Source organism: Gynurincola endophyticus (assembly GCF_003991195.1).
Classification (GTDB): Bacteria; Bacteroidota; Bacteroidia; order Chitinophagales; family Chitinophagaceae; genus Gynurincola; species Gynurincola endophyticus.
In genome coordinates this window covers 227,574-248,656 of record NZ_RCWL01000003.1, presented here as the reverse complement: position 1 = coordinate 248,656, position 21,083 = coordinate 227,574, and the positions used below count along the sequence as shown (strand labels likewise).

20 protein-coding genes are annotated in these 21,083 nt (G+C 38.9%); 8 read left to right on the top strand and 12 right to left on the bottom strand.

Annotated elements, in window-relative coordinates; translation table 11 throughout:
* Positions 1–9: 9 nt before the first annotated feature.
* The 3 genes from D9O48_RS07625 (at position 10) to D9O48_RS07615 (ending at position 2,870) form a co-directional block, all read left to right on the top strand.
* A complete protein-coding gene (locus D9O48_RS07625) occupies positions 10–1,728 on the top strand; it encodes a GMC oxidoreductase (protein WP_126972292.1) in 1,719 nt (572 codons plus the stop codon).
* An 18-nt stretch (positions 1,729–1,746) separates the two neighbouring features.
* The gene (locus D9O48_RS07620) at positions 1,747–2,322 is read left to right on the top strand and encodes a gluconate 2-dehydrogenase subunit 3 family protein (RefSeq protein WP_126972290.1); all 576 of its coding nucleotides are present in this window, start codon (positions 1,747–1,749) and stop codon (positions 2,320–2,322) included.
* Between the two features lie 119 nt (positions 2,323–2,441).
* Positions 2,442–2,870, top strand: a complete 429-nt coding sequence (locus D9O48_RS07615; protein WP_126972288.1) for a nuclear transport factor 2 family protein — start codon at positions 2,442–2,444, stop codon at positions 2,868–2,870.
* A gap of 165 nt (positions 2,871–3,035) precedes the next feature.
* Here D9O48_RS07615 and D9O48_RS07610 read toward each other — a convergent pair whose 3' ends face one another.
* A complete protein-coding gene (locus tag D9O48_RS07610; RefSeq protein ID WP_233589205.1) occupies positions 3,036–3,737 on the bottom strand; it encodes a glycoside hydrolase family 25 protein in 702 nt (233 codons plus the stop codon).
* Positions 3,738–4,001: 264 nt separating this feature from the next.
* Between D9O48_RS07610 and D9O48_RS07605 the strand changes: the two genes are divergently transcribed.
* From D9O48_RS07605 to D9O48_RS07585, 5 genes are all read left to right on the top strand, one after another.
* Positions 4,002–4,991 (top strand): radical SAM/SPASM domain-containing protein, encoded by a 990-nt coding sequence (locus D9O48_RS07605; protein WP_233589204.1) that lies wholly within the window; start codon positions 4,002–4,004, stop codon positions 4,989–4,991.
* Positions 4,992–5,034: 43 nt separating this feature from the next.
* Positions 5,035–5,505 (top strand): MarR family winged helix-turn-helix transcriptional regulator, encoded by a 471-nt coding sequence (locus D9O48_RS07600; protein WP_126972284.1) that lies wholly within the window; start codon positions 5,035–5,037, stop codon positions 5,503–5,505.
* 29 nt (positions 5,506–5,534) lie between these two features.
* Positions 5,535–7,067 (top strand): glycoside hydrolase family 10 protein, encoded by a 1,533-nt coding sequence (locus tag D9O48_RS07595; protein ID WP_233589203.1) that lies wholly within the window; start codon positions 5,535–5,537, stop codon positions 7,065–7,067.
* Positions 7,068–7,458: 391 nt separating this feature from the next.
* Positions 7,459–8,949, top strand: coding sequence for an RNA polymerase factor sigma-54 (rpoN, locus tag D9O48_RS07590; protein ID WP_126972280.1), 1,491 nt, complete (start codon positions 7,459–7,461; stop codon positions 8,947–8,949).
* Between the two features lies 1 nt (position 8,950).
* The gene (locus tag D9O48_RS07585) at positions 8,951–9,607 is read left to right on the top strand and encodes a hypothetical protein (protein WP_126972278.1); all 657 of its coding nucleotides are present in this window, start codon (positions 8,951–8,953) and stop codon (positions 9,605–9,607) included.
* 136 nt (positions 9,608–9,743) lie between these two features.
* Here D9O48_RS07585 and D9O48_RS07580 read toward each other — a convergent pair whose 3' ends face one another.
* From D9O48_RS07580 to D9O48_RS07530, 11 genes are all read right to left on the bottom strand, one after another.
* Positions 9,744–10,784: an AI-2E family transporter gene (locus tag D9O48_RS07580; RefSeq protein WP_126972276.1), complete on the bottom strand. Its 1,041-nt coding sequence runs from the start codon at positions 10,782–10,784 to the stop codon at positions 9,744–9,746.
* Positions 10,785–10,927: 143 nt separating this feature from the next.
* Positions 10,928–12,592 carry a transcription termination factor Rho gene (gene rho, locus D9O48_RS07575; RefSeq protein WP_126972274.1) on the bottom strand — a complete coding sequence of 555 codons (1,665 nt, stop codon included), beginning with the start codon at positions 12,590–12,592 and terminating at the stop codon, positions 10,928–10,930.
* Positions 12,593–12,912: 320 nt separating this feature from the next.
* On the bottom strand, positions 12,913–13,647 hold the full coding sequence (locus D9O48_RS07570; RefSeq protein WP_126972272.1) for a 2-phosphosulfolactate phosphatase: 735 nt from the start codon (positions 13,645–13,647) through the stop codon (positions 12,913–12,915).
* A gap of 101 nt (positions 13,648–13,748) precedes the next feature.
* Positions 13,749–14,207, bottom strand: a complete 459-nt coding sequence (locus tag D9O48_RS07565; RefSeq protein WP_126972270.1) for an SRPBCC family protein — start codon at positions 14,205–14,207, stop codon at positions 13,749–13,751.
* 109 nt (positions 14,208–14,316) lie between these two features.
* Positions 14,317–15,405 carry a glycine cleavage system aminomethyltransferase GcvT gene (gcvT, locus tag D9O48_RS07560; protein WP_126972268.1) on the bottom strand — a complete coding sequence of 363 codons (1,089 nt, stop codon included), beginning with the start codon at positions 15,403–15,405 and terminating at the stop codon, positions 14,317–14,319.
* A 144-nt stretch (positions 15,406–15,549) separates the two neighbouring features.
* Entirely contained in the window at positions 15,550–17,688 is a 2,139-nt protein-coding gene (locus D9O48_RS07555) for a PspC domain-containing protein (RefSeq protein WP_126972266.1), read from the bottom strand.
* Positions 17,689–17,714: 26 nt separating this feature from the next.
* Entirely contained in the window at positions 17,715–18,071 is a 357-nt protein-coding gene (locus tag D9O48_RS07550; RefSeq protein WP_126972264.1) for a PadR family transcriptional regulator, read from the bottom strand.
* A gap of 12 nt (positions 18,072–18,083) precedes the next feature.
* Positions 18,084–18,302, bottom strand: a complete 219-nt coding sequence (locus D9O48_RS07545) for a hypothetical protein (RefSeq protein ID WP_126972262.1) — start codon at positions 18,300–18,302, stop codon at positions 18,084–18,086.
* Positions 18,303–18,534: 232 nt separating this feature from the next.
* The gene (locus D9O48_RS07540) at positions 18,535–19,938 is read right to left on the bottom strand and encodes a COG3014 family protein (RefSeq protein ID WP_126972260.1); all 1,404 of its coding nucleotides are present in this window, start codon (positions 19,936–19,938) and stop codon (positions 18,535–18,537) included.
* 26 nt (positions 19,939–19,964) lie between these two features.
* Positions 19,965–20,552, bottom strand: coding sequence for a penicillin-binding protein activator LpoB (locus tag D9O48_RS07535; protein ID WP_126972258.1), 588 nt, complete (start codon positions 20,550–20,552; stop codon positions 19,965–19,967).
* Positions 20,553–20,581: 29 nt separating this feature from the next.
* Complete coding sequence (locus tag D9O48_RS07530; protein WP_126972256.1) at positions 20,582–20,929, bottom strand: hypothetical protein; 348 nt, start codon at positions 20,927–20,929, stop codon at positions 20,582–20,584.
* Positions 20,930–21,083: the final 154 nt, after the last annotated feature.

The following is a 21,083-nucleotide window of genomic DNA, read 5'->3' as shown; positions in this document are numbered from 1 at the left end:
TAGATACCTATGCCCCAAGACAGCACCAGCGTACATCTAAATATTACAGGAGTGAAAGTACACTCCTACGACGCGATCGTTGTAGGTAGCGGTATCAGTGGCGGATGGGCTGCAAAAGAACTTTGTGAAAAAGGATTAAAAACACTGGTTCTTGAAAGAGGAAGAGATGTAAGACATATAAAAGATTATGACGGCACACAATTAAACCCATGGGAACGCCCGCACCGTAACCAACAAACCACCACCGACAAACAAAACAGCCCGATTCAAAGCAAATGCTATGCATTTAACGAAGTTTCGAAAAAGTTTTTTGTCAACGATAACGATCATCCATACGAACAAAGTAAACCTTTTGACTGGGTCAGAGGTTACCACGTAGGAGGAAGATCTTTAATGTGGGGAAGGCAATGTTACCGATGGAGCGATATAGATTTTGAAGCGAATTTAAAAGACGGTCACGGAGTTGACTGGCCCATTCGTTACAATGACCTTGCCCCCTGGTACACTTACGTAGAAAAGTTCGCCGGTATCAGCGGATCAAAAGAAGGATTGCCTCAGTTACCTGATGGAGACTTTTTACCGCCGATGCAAATGAACGTGGTTGAACAACACGTTGCTGCTCAAATCAGAAAAAACTTCAATGATCGCGTAATGATCATCGGTAGAGTTGCAAACCATACAACCAAAGTAGGTACGAACCGCGGCCCTTGTCAATACAGAGACCGCTGCCACGAAGGTTGTCCGTTCGGAGGTTATTTCAGCAGCAACAGTGCTACACTACCCGCAGCTGCCAATACCGGAAACCTTACCATCCGTCCTTTTTCAGTAGTGAGTGAAATACTTTATGATAAAGAAAAACGGAAAGCAACCGGAGTAAGAGTAATCGACGCTAATACCCTGGAAGTAACCGAATACTTTGCACCTGTGATTTTCCTGAACGCTTCCACTTTAGGTACAACTCAGATTTTGTTACAATCAAAATCCGAAGCATTTCCAAACGGCTTAGGTAACGGAAGTGATCAGATTGGAAGAAACCTGATGGACCATCATTACGGCATCGGTGCATGGGGACTGGTAGAGGGTTTCGATGATAAATATACCGCAGGCCGCAGGCCGAACGGAATTTATATCCCCCGCTTCAGAAACATCAATAAAGCTACGGAACGTAAAGATTATGTACGCGGATTCGGTTATCAGGGCGGTGCATCGCGTGGCAGAGTTACTGATGCCGAAGGAATCGGAGCCGATTATAAAATGGCATTATTAGAACCCGGTGTATGGGGAATCGGTATCGGCGCATGGGGAGAACACCTTCCCTATGAAGACAATACCGCAACACTTAGCACCGAAAAAACTGATAAATGGGGATTACCCCTTTTAAAAATAGATTGCACCTTCCGTGAAAATGAAATGAAAATGCGCGTCGACATGCGCGAATCGGCAGAAGAAATTCTCACAAAAGCCGGCGCACAACACGTAAGCAGTCATGACGGAAGTCCGAATCCCGGATTTTGTATTCACGAAATGGGTACGGCAAGAATGGGACACGACCCGAAAACATCTGTACTAAATAAATGGAACCAAATGCATGAAGTTCCGAATGTATTTATCACAGATGGAGCCTCTATGTCGTCTTCAGCCTGTCAGAACCCCAGTGTAACCTATATGGCATTAACTGCACGTGCGGTAGACTATGCAGTAAAAGAATTAAAAAAAGGTAACTTATAATATTATAAAACTTCAGATATGAACAGAAGACAAGCCGTTTCCAGAGTTGCTCTGCTATTGGGCGGAACTATCTTAGGAGCCGAATTTTTCCTTTCAGGATGTAAAGCTCCGAATAACGATAAGAACTTTGCAGATAACTTTACCGAAAAGGATATTGCTTTTTTGAATGAAGTAGCAGAAACAATCATTCCGACCACGCCTGATTCAGGTGGCGGAAAAGCAGCCAAAGTAGGCGAATTCATGAAAATAATGGTAGCAGATTGTTACTTTGAAAACGATCAGAAAGTTTTCTACGCAGGTATTGAGAAGTTAAATCAAGCTTCGAAAGATCAGTTTAGTAAAGGGTTTATGAACCTTTCTGCCGACGACAGAACTGCGTTGTTAACCAAACTGAACGATGAAGTAAAAGAATACAAGAAAAATAAGAAAAAAGAAGACCCTACCCACTACTTCGATATGATGAAGCAATTGACCCTTACCGGTTATTTTACTTCTGAAGTAGGATGTACTCAGGCACTTCGTTATGAAGCGGTTCCCGGCCGTTACGATGGCGCTATGGATTATAAAAAAGGTGACAAAGCCTGGGCAACCTAGCTGGTTTTCTGTAGAAATATTTTGTGAACCATTAAGAAATTCAGAAGTTAAGACTCAAAAACTTAATATCTTAATTCCTTAATGGTTCAATTTTTTTAACTACTGCTAATTCTTCTTTTATGAAAAAATTTATCCTTTGTATATCTGTTATTTTCAACCTTACCGCCTTTTCTCAGAACAGCTCCGATGATCAATACCTGATCAGAACCACGCTATTCGAACAAACACAAGCATGGAATCAACACAATCTTGATAAATTTATGGAAGGCTACTGGAAACACGATAGCCTTGTTTTCATTGGAAGTAGTGGTTTAACCTATGGTTATCAGAAAGTTCTGAATAATTACAAGACCTCCTACAGCAGCCCCGAAAAAATGGGGCAACTGAAGTTTACGATTAAGCAGCTTACTCCTTTAGGCAAAGAATATTACCTCGTAATCGGTCAGTGGGACATTTTACGCGCAGAAGGCAACCTCTCCGGCCATTTTTCATTGACCTGGAAAAAAATTGATGGTAAATGGAAGATTATTGCCGATCACAGTTCCTGATCGGGCATTCTTAATGTGCTTCATTACTCCTATGCCTGAAAATGGTAATGGGAAACAGGAAGAATTCGCTTCATGTTTATATGGTGATCATAAGATAGAATAAGCCAAAGCGAAGCGGCAGGCGCAGGGGCTTCTTAATTTCTTAATGGTGAAAAACAAGATCTGCTAGTGCACCAAAATTTTCTTAAAATCTGCCGAATCTCCATTAAATACGTTAAAATCAACCTGACCGGCAATTCCATTCACTAAACCCTCTTCGCTATGTTGCCAAAAATGCCAATTTCTGTGTATTCTCGGTCTTTCTTTTTGTTTGTAATGAGCAATCCAAAGCGGATATTCATCAAAATCATCCCCTAAATGACGATTATAAAAATCGATGTTTGTATACAGGATAGGCGTAATACCATAATAATTCTCTACGGTTTCCAGCCATTCTTTCACTCTTTCTCTAATAATTTTTGAAGATTGACGATTGGTCACTTCCACATCCAGTACCGGAGGAAGGTCTCCGGGGAGAATTTCTACCGTTCTGATAAAATTTTCGGCCTGTTGTTTGCCACTCTTTGACGGCAGAAAAAAATGATACGCTCCACGCACAACACCAGCATCTTTGGCACGAGACCAGTTTCTGTTAAAAAACTTGTCCTGGTTACCTACCCCCTCAGTAGCCTTGATAAAGGCAAAGTGTAGTTGAATGTCGTCAACTTTCATGTCTTTGACCAGCTTCCACTGGATATTTGACTGATATCTTGAAACGTCTATGCCGTGAATATTATACCGGTTGGGTATTTCTATTCCGAACTCATCATAAAATTTGAATGAGCGGAAAGACGTATTCCACCACTCATAACCAAGGTAACACAGCATGCCTATGATGATAAGTATAAACCCTTGGACCCAATATGTTTTTTTATTGATTTTCTTTTTCTTAGGCATAGTCGGCACAAATATAATACAACAACGGCAGGCTTGACGGGAAGCAAGATTAATTAAAAATTTAAAAAAAGGACTTATACATTTCAAAAAACATTATATGAATAATAAATTTACTTTAGTTTCGATCTAACATCTTATTTTTAAGTATAAATGCCTAAGATAAACTGGAACGATAGTATTAATCTACTTTCTAAGATGACATTTCGAAGAACCTGGAATGGCATAAAAGTTTTAAGTAGTTTTTATCTAAGTAAATGGACCAAAAAACCCATTCAATGGGGATATCCGATATCCATTTCCTTTGAACCGACCACGTCTTGTAACCTCAGATGTCCGGAATGCCCCTCTGGGCTCAGAGCTTTTACCAGGCCTACCGGAATGCTGAATAAGGACTTCTTCAGAGAAACAATTGATCAGATTTCGAAAGAACTTTTGTACCTGGTCTTTTATTTTCAAGGCGAACCTTATTTAAACCCGGGTTTTCTGGAAATGGTTTCATATGCCAGTAAAAAGAAAATCTATACCGCTACCTCAACCAACGCACATTATTTAACCGATACCAATGCTAAAAAAACCGTAGAAAGCGGGCTCGACCGCCTGATTATTTCGATCGACGGCACTACGCAGGAGGTATATCAGCAATACCGTGTAGGTGGTAAACTCGAAAAAGTAATTGCAGGTGCAAAAAACATTGTGCATTGGAAAAAGGAGCTGAAAAGCAGTAAACCATTTGTTATTTTTCAGTTCCTGGTAGTAAAGCCTAACGAACATCAGATCGAAGACATAAAAGCACTGGCAGAAGAAATCGGCGTAGATGAAGTAAGGTTCAAAACGGCACAGGTATACGATTATCAGACTGATCCTAACCAACTGATACCGACTATTGATAAATTTAGCCGGTACAAGAAGAAAAAAGACGGAGAGATGGCTATCAAAAACAATCTGAACAACCATTGTTGGAGATTATGGCACGCTACAGTAATCAGTTGGGATGGAATGGTGGTTCCCTGTTGCTTCGACAAAGACGCTGAATACCGGTTAGGCGATCTTAAAAACGCCAGCTTTAAGGAAATCTGGAATAATGAAAATTATCATAAATTTCGTAGCTCTATCCTCAAAAGCCGTAGAAACATTGAAATCTGTGCCAACTGCACAGAAGGAACAAAGGTTTGGAGCGATGAGTAAAATGCTCCATCGAATTTAATCAACTAAAAAATCGATGTTATTTATGAGCCTCGAAAACGAAATCAACCAGTCAAAGTTTAGAAACGAATTTCACAAATCTGTGATTAACCTGATCTATACCTGTAACTGGGTTATGGAAAGCAACAAACGGTACTTTGAAAAAGTGGGCATTACTCATCAACAGTTTAACATCCTGAGAATATTGAAAGGAGCAGGCAAACCTTTGTCAACCTTACAGATTCGTCAAAGAATGTTAGACCGTATGAGCGATACCAGCCGTATTGTTGACCGGCTGATCAAAAAAGAATTGGTACAAAAAGTGCCATGTAAATCAGACCGTCGCTTAGTAGATATTACTATCACCGAAACAGGATTGGCATTGCTCGACGAAATGGATAAGTATAGTGATCAAATGGATGGACTTTTATCAAACATCACTACAGAAGAAGCAGAAGACTTAAATCGAATTCTCGACAAAATCAGGAATGTACAAACCGAACCAGTAGAAGCTTAATCGCTTCACGATTTTTTGATATGAAAAAAATGACCCTCTTTGCTAGTTGTCTTTTTGCTGTATGGCAACTAGCCGCCCAGCCGGTATATGAATTTAGAGCTGCATGGATTGCTACTGTTGATAATATCGACTGGCCAACTCGTGGAAACTACAATAGTGATCGTCAGAAACAAGAATTTATTCAGTTGCTGGAAATGCATAAAGCCAATGGCATGAACGCCGTTGTTATGCAAATAAGACCGGCAACCGATGCCTTCTACCCTTCCTCATTAGAGCCCTGGAGCGAATGGCTGACAGGAAAACAAGGACAAGCTCCTTCCCCCTATTATGACCCGCTTGAGTTCATGATCGAAGAAACACACAAAAGAGGCATGGAATTTCACGCATGGCTAAATCCTTACCGTGCAGTGTTTAACATTCAGAAATCTTCTATCGCCCCCAACCATATCACCAAAACACATCCTGAATGGTTTGTTGATTATGGCGGAAAAAGATATTTCGACCCGGGTATTCCCGCAGGTCAGGACCATGTTGTTAAAGTAATTGAAGACATTGTTACCAGATATAAAGTAGACGCCATTCACTTTGACGACTACTTCTATCCCTATAGAATTGCTAAAGTTGAATTTCCCGACGATAAATCTTACAAAGCCTACGGCAAAGGACTAACCAGAGATGATTGGAGAAGAAGTAACGTAGATACCATCATCGTAAAACTTAATCGTGCAATTAAAAAAATCAACCCGCTTTGTAAATTCGGCATCTCACCATTCGGAATCTGGAGAAATGCCAGTCAGGATGACAGAGGTTCAAATACCAAAGGCGGACAAACCAATTACGATGATCTCTATGCAGATATTTTGCTTTGGTTAGAAAACGACTGGATCGATTATGTGGTTCCACAACTGTATTGGGAGTTCGGGCATGCCGCTGCTCCATATGAAATATTACTCGACTGGTGGAGTAAAAACACCTTCGGAAAACATTGCTATATCGGATTAGGCATTTACCGTGCTAATTCAAACCCGGCCTGGAGAGATAAGTCACAGCTGCCACGGCAGATAAACGCTTTAAGAGAGGCTGAAAATATCCAGGGAGCAGTCTACTTCTCCAGCAAAAGCTTTGTTACGAATCCAAACGGTTGGAACGACAGCCTGCAAAACAATTATTACAAAAGACCGGCATTAATTCCTGAAATGCCCTGGCTCGAAGGCTTTTTACCAAAGCCGCCGGTAGTACACGAAGCTATAGTTGTCAATGACTCTGTAAAAATTGTGATCAACCATCCTTTAAACCCCGTAACGCCTATTAAAGAATATCTTCTTTACGAAAACACAGAACTGAACGATAACTATGTCAATAAATACACCAGCAAACTTGTACAAACGATAACAGTCAACGAAATCATGCATTTCTCTGTTCCTGTTCCGAAAAATGTTTCAAAAGCTACTTACTTTATCACCAGCAGGGATATTGAAAATAATGAAGGAAAACCTTATCCTAACTGGCCGTTAAGTTTAAAGTTTGTAAAAGGTAATAATATATGGATGCACATGCCTTAAAATTAAGAATTGAGAATTAAGAGTTAAGAATGGGCATCCGTCAAAATAAAAAAAGCAATGCAATCGCATTGCTTTTTTGTTTTTAGCTTCCCCGCCGGAAAACCTCGTTTACCTGAAATAGTCTTTTCTTCTTTTCTTTCCGGCAAAAAGCATTTTAATCAGCCAAAGCAGATTTCTCATATGCTATCTTTTAAATCATATATATTTTTCTGAATGTCATAGTTTTAAATTTACGAAGCACTACGTTAACATTTCATTTACATGATTCACAAATATTTAAGCCTTTCAGAATCGACATTGAAAAAAATTAAACCTAAATTTACGGCAAGCTTTTTGTGGATGCGGATTTTTTTTCGTAATTTTTTGGATAACCTATTGAAAATGAGCGACTATGGCATTGAGTCAAGGATTACATCAAAAACTACTTCAAAAATTATCACCGCAGCAAATTCAGTTAATGAAATTGCTGCAGGTTCCGACTGCTAATTTAGAAGAAAGAATTAAAGAAGAACTGGAAGAAAACCCGGCTTTAGAAGTTACTGAAGATGAACACGAAGAAAACTTCGATAATGAGGCACAGGATGAGTTTGATTCAGGTAATGAAGAAGAGTTTGAACCAGACGGAAGTGAAGAGGATTATGACAATATTGACATTAGCGAGTATGTTGCTGATGAAGACGGTGAAATTGCAGAATACCGTTTGAAAGACGATAATTATCCTGAAGCAGACGATAGTAAAACGATACCTTATAAACTGGAAAAGTCTTTCCACGAATACCTGCTTGAACAACTAGGCATGATCAAGCTGGATGACCATCAGCGCCTGATTGCCGAACAAATTGTAGGCAGCATCGATGATGACGGTTATCTCAGAAGAGAAACAGTAGCCATCGTTGACGACCTCGCCTTCAGGCAAAACATTAATACCGACGAAAAAGAAGTTGAATTTATTATTCAACAAATTCAGTTGTTTGACCCCGCCGGCGTTTGCGCCAGGGATCTGCAGGAGTGTTTGTTGATTCAATTAAGAAGAAAGCTGAAAGCCGGACAACCCGTTCAAATGTCTATTGATGTTTTAGAAAACTTCTTTGACGAGTTTACAAAGAAGCATTATGAAAAAATTCAACGCGGCCTTGGCATCGACGACGATGAGCTGAGAGAAATTATTCAACAGATTATCAAGCTTTCGCCGAAACCGGGCGGCAACCACGGCAACATTAATAAGGCTGAAAGCTATGTAGTTCCCGACTTCTTTATCTTCAACAACGGAGGCAGACTTGAGCTTACTTTAAACTCTAAAAACGCACCCGACCTGAGAATCAGCGAAGGGTATAAAGATATGCTGCGTGAATATGACAAAGGCAGCAAAAAAGATAAGCGTCAAAAAGAAGCCGTACTCTTTATCAAACAAAAAATCGACGCCGCTAAATGGTTTATCGACGCCATTAAACAACGTCAGCATACATTAACAAGTGTAATGGGCACTATCATGGATTATCAAAGAGAGTTCTTCATGACAGGAGACGAAACATCTTTGAGACCAATGATTTTGAAAGATATTGCCGAAAAAACAGATCTCGACATATCCACTGTCAGCAGAGTAGCTAACAGTAAATTCGTTCAAACTGAATTTGGAACCTACCGTTTGAAATTCTTCTTTAGCGAATCACTCACCACTGATAGCGGAGAAGAGGTTTCTACCCGTGAGGTTAAAAAAATTCTTAGTGACTTTATCGAACAGGAGAATAAGAAAAAACCCTACTCCGACGAAAAATTAACCGAGTTATTACAAGAAAAAGGATATAATATTGCGCGTAGAACAGTGGCCAAGTACCGCGAACAACTCAATATACCGGTTGCGCGATTAAGAAAAGAACTATAATATGGACAATATTTATATCAATCCTTATAAAACTGCCAGTCCTGCTCCGCTAAGATGGGCTGGTAATTTTATTTCATACGTTTTTCATCCGCTTTTTATTCCGGTGTATGTTACTGCTTTTCTGTTGTTTATACATCCATATGCATTTGCAGGAATTAATCATTCAGAAAAAGTAATCAGATTACTTTCCGTAGGTTTTAGTCTTACCATACTACCAGCCTTTTCAGTTTTTTTGATGAAACAATTAGGCTTTATCAGTTCTATTAAATTACGTACGCAGAAGGAAAGAATTATTCCTTATTCTGCTGCACTTATATTCTACTTCTGGATTTGGTATGTATTCAAAAATCAGACGGATGTTCCAGCTTATTTTGTAAAATTTTTACTCGGGAGTTTTTTAGCCGTGTGTGTTGCCTGGATGTGTAATATTAAATGGATGATTTCAATGCACGGAACAGCAATGGGTGGAGTGGTAATGTTTTTCTTATTGCAAGTGCTGTACAACAACGATGATACCGGACTATACCTGGCTATAGCAATTTTATCTGCAGGACTGGTGGCTACCGCACGCATGATTGTAAGTGACCATTCAAAACATGAAGTATATATGGGCCTGATTGGCGGCATGTTAGCGCAGTTGGTTGCCTGGTACGTATAAAAGAAAAAGCCCAACCATAGGGTACGAACCTAAATTGAGCTTATCTTAACCATCTATATATTATGTCCAACCTTCCATAAAAACTTTTAGTTATGAAAGTTGTGCATATTAAAAACGGAGGTCTTTAAATTTTATTTTATTCTTCTTCACTTTTTTTCACCCTGGTGCGGCGATTTATTTCAAATTCATTCGCATACACTTTTGTCAGGAGTACAAAAATCGAGATTAATATAGGTCCGAATATTAACCCGACAAATCCAAACATGTTGATTCCGATAATCACTCCAAATACAGTAATCAACGGGTGAACATCTCCGATTTTCTTTTGTAACCAGAACCTGAACACATTGTCAACAGTTCCGATAATCAGAAAGCCATACAATAACATGATAATACCTTTACCTGGCAAATTGTTGGCAAAAAATACAAGCCCCAATGGCACATAAACAATAGCGGCGCCAACTATCGGCAACATTGCTGCAACACAGGTAATTGCAAACCAGAACATAGGCTCGCTTACGCCCAATATCAGATAACCCACCAGGGCTACAAGACCCTGAGCCAGTGCAATCAACGGAATACCAATAGCATTAGAGTAAACCAGCATATTAAGTTCTTTGCCTATCCATTCAATATTCTCCCGTTTCAAAGGCATCCAGTAGCGCAAACGCATTTCCATTGCCATACTTTCCATCAACATAAAATACAAAATGAAATACATCATTACCAGGGTAGTGAGTGTATTAAAAGTGGCGCCTAAAATTTTAGTAATATTCTGTGTACCCAGATCTGTCAATTTTTTAAATGTATCGCCATTCAGAATACTAAAGTTGTATCTGGTTTCCAAACTACGCAGATAACTTTCGATCGTTGCAAAGATTTCGGTAGAGTGGCTGATTGCAAAACTCAATTTACCGGTTAACATATTTGCCACCAGAAAAATTGGTAAGAGGATCACCAGAAAAGAGGTGAACATTAAAAAAATTACAGCCAGTTGTTTTTTCCATCCACGATTAATCAGCTTCATCATATAGCCTCTCAATAAAACATACAAAGTATATGCGCCTAGAAAAGCCGGGATAAAGGTTTTCAACTCATAAAAAAGAATAACTCCAATGATGATAACGGTGGCGAGTAAAAGAATTTGCCTTATGATATTATTAGAGATGCTGTTCATAAGAATAGTATTAAAGTAAGCGACCTGTCCTCTGCTGGTTCAGTAAAGGTGTTTAACAGACCAATTATACAAATAAAAAAAGGCTGCCCCAAATTTTTGAGACAGCCTGTTGAATATTTTGAACAAATCTATTCAGAATGTGATTATCCGTTCATGCTGGCAAGAAACTCCTGATTGTCTTTCGTACCTCTCATTCTTCTCAACAGTTCATTCATTGCTTCTTCGGTATTCATGTCATTCAAATAAACTCTTAACAAGTTCATTCTCTGCAATACATCTTTATCAAGCAATAAATCATCACGTCTGGTAGAAGAAGAAACCAGGTCTATTGCCGGGAAGATTCTTCTGTTAGCCAATCTTCTGTCGAGTTGAAGTTCCATATTACCGGTACCTTTAAACTCTTCAAAAATCACTTCGTCCATTTTAGAACCTGTATCAATCAAAGCAGTAGCAATGATAGTTAATGAACCTCCGTGCTCAATTTTACGGGCAGCACCAAAGAATTGTTTAGGTTTCTGCATGGCATTTGCTTCCACACCACCTGATAATACTTTACCGGATGCAGGAGCCACCGTATTGTGTGCACGAGCTAAACGGGTGATCGAATCTAACAGGATAATTACATCGTGGCCGCACTCTACCAGGCGTTTTGCTTTCTGAAGTGCTATGGTAGAAACTTTTACGTGTTTTTCTGCCGGTTCGTCGAAAGTAGAAGCAATTACTTCAGCTTTCACACTTCTTTCCATATCGGTTACCTCCTCAGGACGTTCATCTACCAACACCACCATTAAATAACATTCCGGGTGGTTTGCAGCAATAGAATTTGCTACTTCTTTTAAGAGAACAGTTTTACCGGTTTTCGGCTGAGCTACAATTAAGCCTCTCTGCCCCTTACCGATCGGCGTAAACAAATCCATGATTCTGGTACTATAGGTACCCGGAGAGGTAAATAAATTTAACTTTTCGTATGGGAATAACGGTGTCAAATAGTCGAAAGGCACTCTGTCTCTTACTTCTTCAGGAGACTTACCGTTAATTGTTTCAACTTTTAATAAAGCGAAGTATTTTTCACCTTCTTTCGGAGGACGTACGGATCCGTTTACGGTATCACCTGTTTTTAATCCGAAAAGTTTTATCTGTGAAGGAGAAACATAAATATCGTCAGGAGAAGATAAATAGTTATAATCAGAAGATCTTAAAAATCCGTATCCGTCAGGCATCATTTCGAGAACACCTTCTGCTAAAATAACTCCGTCAAACTCAATATTAAATGCAGATTCTTTTTTATAGAAATTTCTTTGTACTGGTTCTGCAACCGGAGCAGGAGCTTCCTGAACATGATGATCGTTCGATACATTTACATTATCAATATTTGTATCTTCTTCCATATCAGGTGTGGCTATATCTTCAACAGTATCATCCAGTATCTCATCACTGAAAAGCTCTTCCTGTGCTTCTGTTTTTTTACGTGTTTTTTTGGCAGGAGCTTCTTCAGGTGTTTTTGCAACAGCCTTCTTTTTTACAGCATCCTTTTTTACATCTTTTTTCACTTTTTCCTTACCTGTACTCACTACATCAGCCTCTTCTGTACTGTTGGCAGTAGTTGTTTTAATAATTCTTTTGCGCTTAGGCGCTTCTTCAGCCGGAGATTCGGGTTTCACCGAACTGGCTAACACAGCTTGTTTGTCGAGGATTTTGTAGATTAATTCCTGTTTGTCTAACTTTTTTGCACTAGGAATTTTCAACTGCTCTGCTATATCCAACAGTTCAGGAACGAGCATGTCGTTCAATTGCAGAATGTCATACATAAAAAGACTTGAAAGTTTTACACTTTGATTAGTTGACCAATCTTTGTGTGTTGAAAAATTCTTTTGAATTGGGTGATTGCTTGAGTGAATCGAACGAAACTGATGAGCAGTAAGAAACTTTAGGCGTGACTTATCAGTGTCAATTCCTTCACAATAATACATTATTTTTTATAATTGAAAAAAAATATGTAGTTAACATTCCCTCTTCAATTATACTCTAAAAACCTCGAAATAATGTCTTAAATAACTATCACACAAGAGGTTATATATAATTGACAAAAACTATTCTTAACTTAGGTATTAACAGTTTTTTTGGTTAGCTACCCTTCATGTACCAACAACTTACCGTTAGTATAGATCGGTAATACGTTGGCTACGTCGTTTGTTAAGCAATAACGGATGTCTTTTTCTAAACCAAAACCGGAAAGTCGAAGATAGTGCGAAGCATTCTTTGCTTTCATGAACTCATAAACGTCTGATTTCGCACATTCGTACATCTGCAGAGCGATTTGCGAAGAATCACAGTTGATATCAAATGACTCCCTGATGCGAGCAATTACCGCGCCAGCAAAGAGCATATCTTCTAAATTTACTCTGTTTTTCCATGCAGCACAACCCAGAATAACCGGTTGATTTTGCTGTTTAAGGTAGTCGCATACCGCGCTTAAATTAGGAAAACTCCCTGTTATAATCTGGTCAGCCCCTCTTTCCAGAGCCATATGTAACAACTTGGTGCCGTTAGTAGTAGTTAATACTAATGTTTTGCCATCTATGAAAGAGCGATCATATTCGAAAGGAGAGTTTCCATATTGCAACCCTTCCGCAATTTGCCCATCTCTTTCACCAGCAGTAATTGCATCAATTTTTTTTCCTAACTCAATGCATTTGGCTACACTATCAACCGGAATAACCGACTTTGCCCCATTATGTAAGGCGGTAGCAATGGTAGAGGTTGCCCTCAACACATCAATGATTACTACAACTGCGTTGTTTACTTCATATAAATCCAGTAATGCAGGAGAGAAGCAGGTATATAAACTTGGTTTAGAACTCATATTATTTAGGAGGAGCAAAAATACAAATACAGATGAATATTATTACTTTTTAAAGAAATTTCTGTTCGGAGATGTCTTTTTCGGGCAGTTGAATCTACTTTTTAACGGGTCTTTTCCTCGGCACGGCTCTTCAAATAACGGTTTCTCGTCTCTAACAACCTGGTCATGTAACGGTGCAACAACAAGTGGTCAATTGCTTTCCCGAACTGCCCGTAAGGAACTTCAAATCGAAAATAATCAATCATAATTGTTCCATTCTGGCAGGGTTTAAAGAAGTGTTCATGCTTCATTTTCTTAAAATCGCCCTTCACCTGCTCATCACAAAAATAAGAATGCGGTTGCAGCGCGGTAATTTTTACCTGAAGTGTGCGTACTTTACCCCAATGTTTTGCCTGCCAGGTGACTGTTTCATTCAGTCCGAGTAAGCCATTCCTTTTACCGTCAATGATTTTTTCTCCGTGTCCCCTCATACTACTCATGTGTATTTCTAAAGACCTGCTAAGGTCAAATAGTTTTTCTACTGGAGCTTCAATAAAAGTAGTTAAATGAATTAAAGACATAACTAAGTATCAAAATCTGTATACAGGCCAATCTTCCGGAGTATTCTCTGTATCTATGAATAAAAAGAGGCTGTCCGATGGTGGTGGAGACAGCCTCATTCATTCGAAATTATTTTACAAATGGGAATTTTACAACTTTTGCTTTTAAATTTTTATCTCTGATAGCGATAAAAATCTCAGTATCCTGATCTGCAAAAGCGGTGTTTACATAGCCCATTCCGATTGCTTTACCCAATGTTGGTGATTGCGTTCCGGAAGTTACCTTTCCGATTACATTTCCTTCAGCGTCTACAATCTGGTAATCGTGACGGGGAATACCTCTGTCAATCATTTCAAACCCTACCAGTTTACGTTGCAACCCGGCAGCTTTTTGAGCTTCCAGTTTTGCTTTACTGGTAAAGTCTTTGGTAAACTTTGTTACCCAACCTAAGCCGGCTTCCAATGGAGAAGTGGTGTCGTCAATATCATTTCCATATAAACAGAAGCCCATTTCCAACCTCAGCGTATCTCTCGCACCTAACCCGATTGCTTTTAAGCCTTCTTCTTTTCCTGCTTCGAATAATGCATCCCAGATAATATCTCCCGCTCCATTTTCATCTTCAAAATAAATCTCTACCCCACCTGCACCGGTATATCCTGTAGCGCTGATTAAAATATTTTTTAACCCGGCAAATTCACCTTTTACAAAAGTGTAATACTTCAGGTTCAGAATGTCTAAATCAGTTAGCTTTTGAACGATCTGAGTAGCCAAAGGACCTTGTATCGCCAATAACCCGGTTTTGTCAGATATGTTATGAATCTCTACATTGTCTACATTATTTTTTACCACCCAGTTCCAGTCTTTCTCAATGTTAGAAGCATTCACCACTAACATATACACTTTATTCTCTTCAATACAATATACCAGCAGGTCATCAATCACACCACCTTCTTCATTAGGAAAATAGGAGTATTGTACTTTACCTGCAGTAAGTTTTGAAGCATCATTCGAAGTAATACGTTGAATCAGATCCAACGCCTTGTCTCCTTTTAAAATAAATTCGCCCATGTGGCTCACATCAAAAACACCGGCCTTTGTACGAACTGTTTGATGTTCTTCATTAATACCTGAATAAGAAATAGGCATATTATATCCGGCAAACGGTGCCATTTTAGCGCCTAACGCAACGTGTTTATTAGTAAACGGAGTATTTTTCATCTTCACGAAATTTGATGGCAAAAATAAAGGTTGCCATTAAGGCAACCAATATTTTTATTTTTCTTTTGAATTATCTATTTTTCTATGGTTTCTCTATAGAATTTCCATCCTTATTCTCATTTATTTTCAAATTCTACAACAAGATTATTCATTACCGGGATATTCATACACTTGCTGAGCCGGTTTGGTAGAGTCTTTTTTAACCTCCTGTGTCTCTTTTACCTCTGTTGCAGTTGTTATCACAGAGTCTTTCTTTACAGGTGCTTTTTCAGCAGGTGTTTGTTTTTCTTTCAACAACTCCTCTTTTTCTACCAGACCGTTTTCTGTCATTACATAGATTTTGTTATAACGCATGTCTTTCCACTGATGATTGTGTTTCATATACTCGAAAGACGATATATTATTCACCTGCCAGATATACATCCATGAGTCATAATCCCAATCATTAGAGAACATAATCTCCTTACCCACCGGAACAGACACCACCATTAACAACTCCTGACCTCTGAACAACTCTTTACTGGCAATAAACACTTTATTAGAAACCATTATTTCATCTCCGTTTTGAGAAGCTTTTGGTCTGATATTCTGTGCTCTCTCTAACGCATCATCAAAAGAACGGCCCATACTTTGTTTTACGAAAGCAACTGCATATTGCCCGTCTTTAGCAGGAGCTACTGCAATTCTGTTCGATTTAATGACTAATGTATCGCGATATAAGAAAAAGTCAGAATTGTTGAAGCCGGTAAATGTAACGTTTGCATTTCTTCTGAACTCTCTGATATCTTTTATCTGAACGGTTAATGGTCCTTTCGGTTGAATGATTTCCATTTTCTGCTCTTCTGAAACACTTATCTTAAATTCATTGATGAGTACCGGAATGAGTGCAAACAATGCAATCCAGCCGATTCCCCACATTACGCCGAATGCCACCGATGTACCTTTTCCTGTTCTTGAGCCGGACAATCTTTTAACAAAGTAAATCACTAAAGCAATCAAAGGAACAAGAATAAAGAATATAATCGTTATAAAATATAATGTATAATGCCAGGGTTTAGCAAAAATAAACTGCATAAATGGCCAAAAGGCAAAAACGCCGGCAGTAACACCCAGTACAGAGGCAAATATTGCAAAAACCAAACACGCTACTACAAACATCACGATTATTTTTGCCAATCCTCCGATCACAGAACCGGCTTTTTTCGCAGTAGATTTTGCTGTATTTGCAGTGGCTGCAGACCCTGTTCTGAATTGCTCTGAAGCACTACTTGCTCTTTCTTTAAAAACTTCCGATGCCCTGGAGGCAGATTCGCCCAGTTCCTCCCCGAATTCCTGCGCCCGCTTAGAGAAGTTATTGGCAGCCTGGCGAACTTCATCTGCAATTTTATGAGAACGGCCTTTAAAGCTTTCCATCTCTTCTTTCACCTTTTTCTGTATGTTGTTCACATCTACTCTTTCTCCACGCATTTCTAACTTATCGCTGGTTGTTCTGGCAACCGGTAAGGCAATCCATAACACCGCATAAATAAAGGCTAACCCTAAACCGAATGAGCCGGTTATCAGAGAAGGAAAATCCTGAATTCCATTAATTGAACTTAAATCTCCGGCTCTGCCAGATAAAAGCCAGATAAGAAACGGTACCAGGAAAGCAAATCTTACAATTTGCGGATTTGCATTAAAGAAATTAGCAATCCCGCTACATACGCCACCAATCCATTTATTTTCCAGGTCTCTGAAGAGTCTTTTAGTAACATTTCTTTCAGTACTTTTTGAAGGCACAATCAACCATAACAACAGATATATCCAGAAAAAGAAAGTAAAAAAAACTACTGCAAAAATCCTGATCAAAACCGGGTCAACTCCCAGGTAATTTGCTAAACCGCTACACACACCACCAATAATCTGATCATCAGCATCTCTGTAAAAACGGCCTCTGTGCATCTGTTCTCCGCCGGTGCCGGTGTAATTTTTCGGTTCAGCTTCTTCTTTGTAAGAAGAGTGATAATCATTATTACCTTCTTCAGCTTCAAAGTCTTCCGGACGTCCCATTGTATTAATGATCGTATTCACATCTTCTTCAACAATACAAGAAGAACCTTTCTTTAAAATTTCTGAAAACAACTCAGCAATACGGCTCTCAATGTCATTGATAATTTCATCCTTACCTTCTTCATTCGAAAAATAACGCTTCAAACTATCAATGTAGTTTTTTAATAATTCAAATGCGCTTTCCTCAATCGGAATCACACGCCCTTGAAAGTTTATATTAATGACTTTTTTCATTTTCAGTTATTTACGAGTGAAGTAAGTTATTGGTTTTGATCATTTGGTGTTTGAGTAGCTTTACTGGTAAGAAAGTTGACCGCCGAATCCAGTTCATTCCATGTTCTTTCAAGTTCCTGATAAAAGGCCCTGCCCTTCTCTGTTAAAGAAAAGTATTTCCTTGGCGGACCGGCATGGCTCTCTATCCATCGGTAGGTGAGCATATCTGCATTTTTGAGTCTTGTTAAGAGAGGATATAATGTTCCTTCCAATATATGTAAGTTAGCATTTTTCATCTCATCTACGATATCACTGGGGTAAGCTTCTCCCCTCCTGATAATCGAAAGAATACAGAACTCCAATATGCCCTTTTTCATTTGACTTTGAGTATTCTCTATATTCATTGCTTGGCATTTTTACTTATTTGCAGTGTTCTCCTTTGTACTGCTTAACCCTTTGTGTAATAGTTGAAAGTATTTCATCTCTTCGCCTACCTGGTCGATTTTTTTCATGGCTATACCCGACTTCGAAATGATGGTGGCAGAAGTAGTAGTTGGCTCCGCAGGAGGAGGATCTTTCGTTCCGAAAGCGATGAATGAACTCATCAACACTGCAAATAAGATTGAAAAAAACATGGCTTACTGATTTTGTAATACAAAGCTAATACAAAAAACAGTACTATGCAATACAAAGTACCTTTTTTTTTAAGGTTGTGGACATACTCTAATAGCTTCCATTACCTAATACACTGAAAATCAATATAAATACTTTTCAAAAGTTTTTTTGTTTTGATAAACGGTAAAAAAAAGCACCTGAAGTACGTCATTTACTTCAAGTGCTTCATCAATAATTAATTGTATTGCTCAACTATTGGGTAATGGTATAATTGGCGATGGTAAGTTGGTCCTGCGCATTAAACTCAAAACTGTGATAAACTTTTCCGTTCACTACCACGTCTATATTTGAATGGTCATTTTTCACTTTTACACGGCTATAATAGATACTATGAGGGAGGCTTTGCCAGTTTCTGGTATCAGCCTTTTCGCTTAGCGCACTAAAGAGTTGTATTCCCAGACCAACCAGTTCAGCAGTTGCCTGTGATTTTGAAGAATCTTTTTTGGCGGCTTCTTTTGCTGCTTTTACGGCAATTTCTTCTATCAGTTTTTTTACAGCCAGCCTTGATAATGTGCTTGCCAGTTCCTGAACCGTTCTTTGGCGTAATACCTCAAATGCCAGTGTATTGATGTCTTCTACTTTTTCCAGTGAGGTTGGAGTACCGTCTACCTGTAAAGACAATGATTTTACTGTTGAAAGTCGTTCTACATATCCCGGAAAAGCTACTCTGAACGATTTTATGTTTAAAGAGTTCAGGTCTCTTGCCGAGTAAGAGCCCATCATTGCGGTATTAAAAGGAATATTGAAACCTCCGTTCTGATCGGCAAAAAACAGGTCTCCTCCATGCGAATTCATCGTAAAAAAGAGGTTCTTTTCTACTTTCACCGGAGCATTTCCCGTTTCTACAAACAAAATCAGTTCGGGATCTTCGGAAAGATTCCGGTTGAACCTTTTGTTGAATATTCCTTCATAGCGGCTCAGTTCATCATAAAAACCAACCTTATAAGCGGTTCTCAGCACATCTTCCTGCAGCTGCTGCGGCATGGTTACATTGTAATAAACACCGTCGTTGTCGATATACAGGTTAGCTGCATTTCTGTAACTGATAAATGCATTGTTCTGGTCATTACTCAGTTCATAAATGATACCCTGAACAATTAATGAAAAGGCATCCTGCTGGTATCTCTTATCACGCTTATATTTATCATCGAGCGCATACTCTTTCAATGAAATTCTTCTTGCTTCAACCAATGCTGCATTAATATCACCGAGATAATAATAGTTCAGTGCTTTGTAGTAATGCATCATGAATTGCTCAAAGTCTTCTGCCTGGTATGGCTTCATCATAGGATTCATAATTGTTCCTACAACAGCATTGCCGATAGTTTTCCTTTGATCTTCCATATATACATCGGCAAGATTAAAGAAGTAGTTGCTGGAATCGTACACACCCATTGAGTGCAACAGCTTTCCTTTCTCAAAAAAGTATAGAAGCTGGTTGCGGTTACTTTGTAAAAGGCGGTTACTTTCCAATGCTTTGTTGGCTTTCACCCATTCTCCTGTGCTATAATAACCATAATACTTCGCCGCGCGCTCATGATAAGTTGCGCAAGACAAAAAAAAGAGCATCCACAACAACGCAAATGCTCTATTCAATTTTATATATCTAAATCTGTTGCTCATTAATTCTTAACGTACTTAGCAATTTTTTTATCTCCTATCCAAACAATCTCATTGGTTTCGAGATTAGTTAATTCAAGATTGATCTGATAATAAACTACTTTCTGACGTTTTTGTGAGTCAACGATTGAACTGATATTACCCTGAAGCATATAATCTGCACCTCTTTCCAAACCAAATTGTTTCATGGTGGTGGTAGATGCGTTTGTTTGCTGGTCAGCTCTTTCAGCACGTATAGCTGCTCTCTTCTCACCACCCTGTACCAGACGAACGGTACTGGTGCGAACAAAAGACTGCTCTATATCTTTGGTAAATGTTTCTGCGTCGATGTGTTCATGGCTTTTATTGGTAATCATACCCACAATTACTGTAGGTCTTTCTTTCTTTTCTTTATTGTGATCTTCTAACCAACGCTCCGTTAAGATCTGACCGGTCAGTTGCTCGGCAGCTAATCTTGAATCGGTATTATTCCATCTGCCGCTCAGGTCAATTTGTTCACCCGGATCGATACGGGTTACCTTACGAGAACAAGCTGTGGTCGTTAATGTGATTAAAGCAGTAAGAGCTATAGCGTAGCTTTTTATGTTCATATATGTGATTTTATTAGATAAGCAGGTTTTTAGAATCTACGATAATAATAAGGCCTTTGCCAGCCATATCCTAAACCGAATGAAGGATACCAGCCCACATTCCAGTTTGAATATCCCCATCTGGCACGTTGCATACGCAACTCATGCCGGTCTGCGCGACGCTGTTCTCTTGCTTCAGCTTTATCCGCTAAATAGTCAATAGCCTTGTAAGTACGCTGAGAAGTGGTTCCTTGTTCGGCATTGATTGAGTCAGCAATTCTCTGATAGAGTTCCTTACTCTGTCGATAATTTGGATTCTGATTTTGCACAGGAGTTTGAGCAGTGCTTACCACTGTAGTTCCTAATGCAATAATCATCGTTGTTAGCATTTTATTCATGACGCTCGCTTTATGTAACCTCTAAATTATAAATCTAAGACTTAAAGGTTTCTTAAAGAATATATTTTAACGTAAATTTTGTTGATTTACTATGTGTTAGCAGTAAATTTCTTTAAAATACACCTTTTTATGAACATCTGATTGAAAATCAGCC

What these genes read in the sequence shown, in the direction of transcription:
- D9O48_RS07625 (WP_126972292.1), top strand. Translation starts at nt 10, where the DNA reads ATGCCCCAAGACAGCACCAGCGTACATCTAAATATTACAGGAGTGAAA.
- D9O48_RS07620 (WP_126972290.1), top strand. Translation starts at nt 1,747, where the DNA reads ATGAACAGAAGACAAGCCGTTTCCAGAGTTGCTCTGCTATTGGGCGGA.
- D9O48_RS07615 (WP_126972288.1), top strand. Translation starts at nt 2,442, where the DNA reads ATGAAAAAATTTATCCTTTGTATATCTGTTATTTTCAACCTTACCGCC.
- D9O48_RS07610 (WP_233589205.1), bottom strand. Translation starts at nt 3,737, where the DNA reads ATGCTGTGTTACCTTGGTTATGAGTGGTGGAATACGTCTTTCCGCTCA.
- D9O48_RS07605 (WP_233589204.1), top strand. Translation starts at nt 4,002, where the DNA reads ATGACATTTCGAAGAACCTGGAATGGCATAAAAGTTTTAAGTAGTTTT.
- D9O48_RS07600 (WP_126972284.1), top strand. Translation starts at nt 5,035, where the DNA reads ATGAGCCTCGAAAACGAAATCAACCAGTCAAAGTTTAGAAACGAATTT.
- D9O48_RS07595 (WP_233589203.1), top strand. Translation starts at nt 5,535, where the DNA reads ATGACCCTCTTTGCTAGTTGTCTTTTTGCTGTATGGCAACTAGCCGCC.
- rpoN (WP_126972280.1), top strand. Translation starts at nt 7,459, where the DNA reads ATGGCATTGAGTCAAGGATTACATCAAAAACTACTTCAAAAATTATCA.
- D9O48_RS07585 (WP_126972278.1), top strand. Translation starts at nt 8,951, where the DNA reads ATGGACAATATTTATATCAATCCTTATAAAACTGCCAGTCCTGCTCCG.
- D9O48_RS07580 (WP_126972276.1), bottom strand. Translation starts at nt 10,784, where the DNA reads ATGAACAGCATCTCTAATAATATCATAAGGCAAATTCTTTTACTCGCC.
- rho (WP_126972274.1), bottom strand. Translation starts at nt 12,592, where the DNA reads ATGTATGACATTCTGCAATTGAACGACATGCTCGTTCCTGAACTGTTG.
- D9O48_RS07570 (WP_126972272.1), bottom strand. Translation starts at nt 13,647, where the DNA reads ATGAGTTCTAAACCAAGTTTATATACCTGCTTCTCTCCTGCATTACTG.
- D9O48_RS07565 (WP_126972270.1), bottom strand. Translation starts at nt 14,207, where the DNA reads ATGTCTTTAATTCATTTAACTACTTTTATTGAAGCTCCAGTAGAAAAA.
- gcvT (WP_126972268.1), bottom strand. Translation starts at nt 15,405, where the DNA reads ATGAAAAATACTCCGTTTACTAATAAACACGTTGCGTTAGGCGCTAAA.
- D9O48_RS07555 (WP_126972266.1), bottom strand. Translation starts at nt 17,688, where the DNA reads ATGAAAAAAGTCATTAATATAAACTTTCAAGGGCGTGTGATTCCGATT.
- D9O48_RS07550 (WP_126972264.1), bottom strand. Translation starts at nt 18,071, where the DNA reads ATGAATATAGAGAATACTCAAAGTCAAATGAAAAAGGGCATATTGGAG.
- D9O48_RS07545 (WP_126972262.1), bottom strand. Translation starts at nt 18,302, where the DNA reads ATGTTTTTTTCAATCTTATTTGCAGTGTTGATGAGTTCATTCATCGCT.
- D9O48_RS07535 (WP_126972258.1), bottom strand. Translation starts at nt 20,552, where the DNA reads ATGAACATAAAAAGCTACGCTATAGCTCTTACTGCTTTAATCACATTA.
- D9O48_RS07530 (WP_126972256.1), bottom strand. Translation starts at nt 20,929, where the DNA reads ATGAATAAAATGCTAACAACGATGATTATTGCATTAGGAACTACAGTG.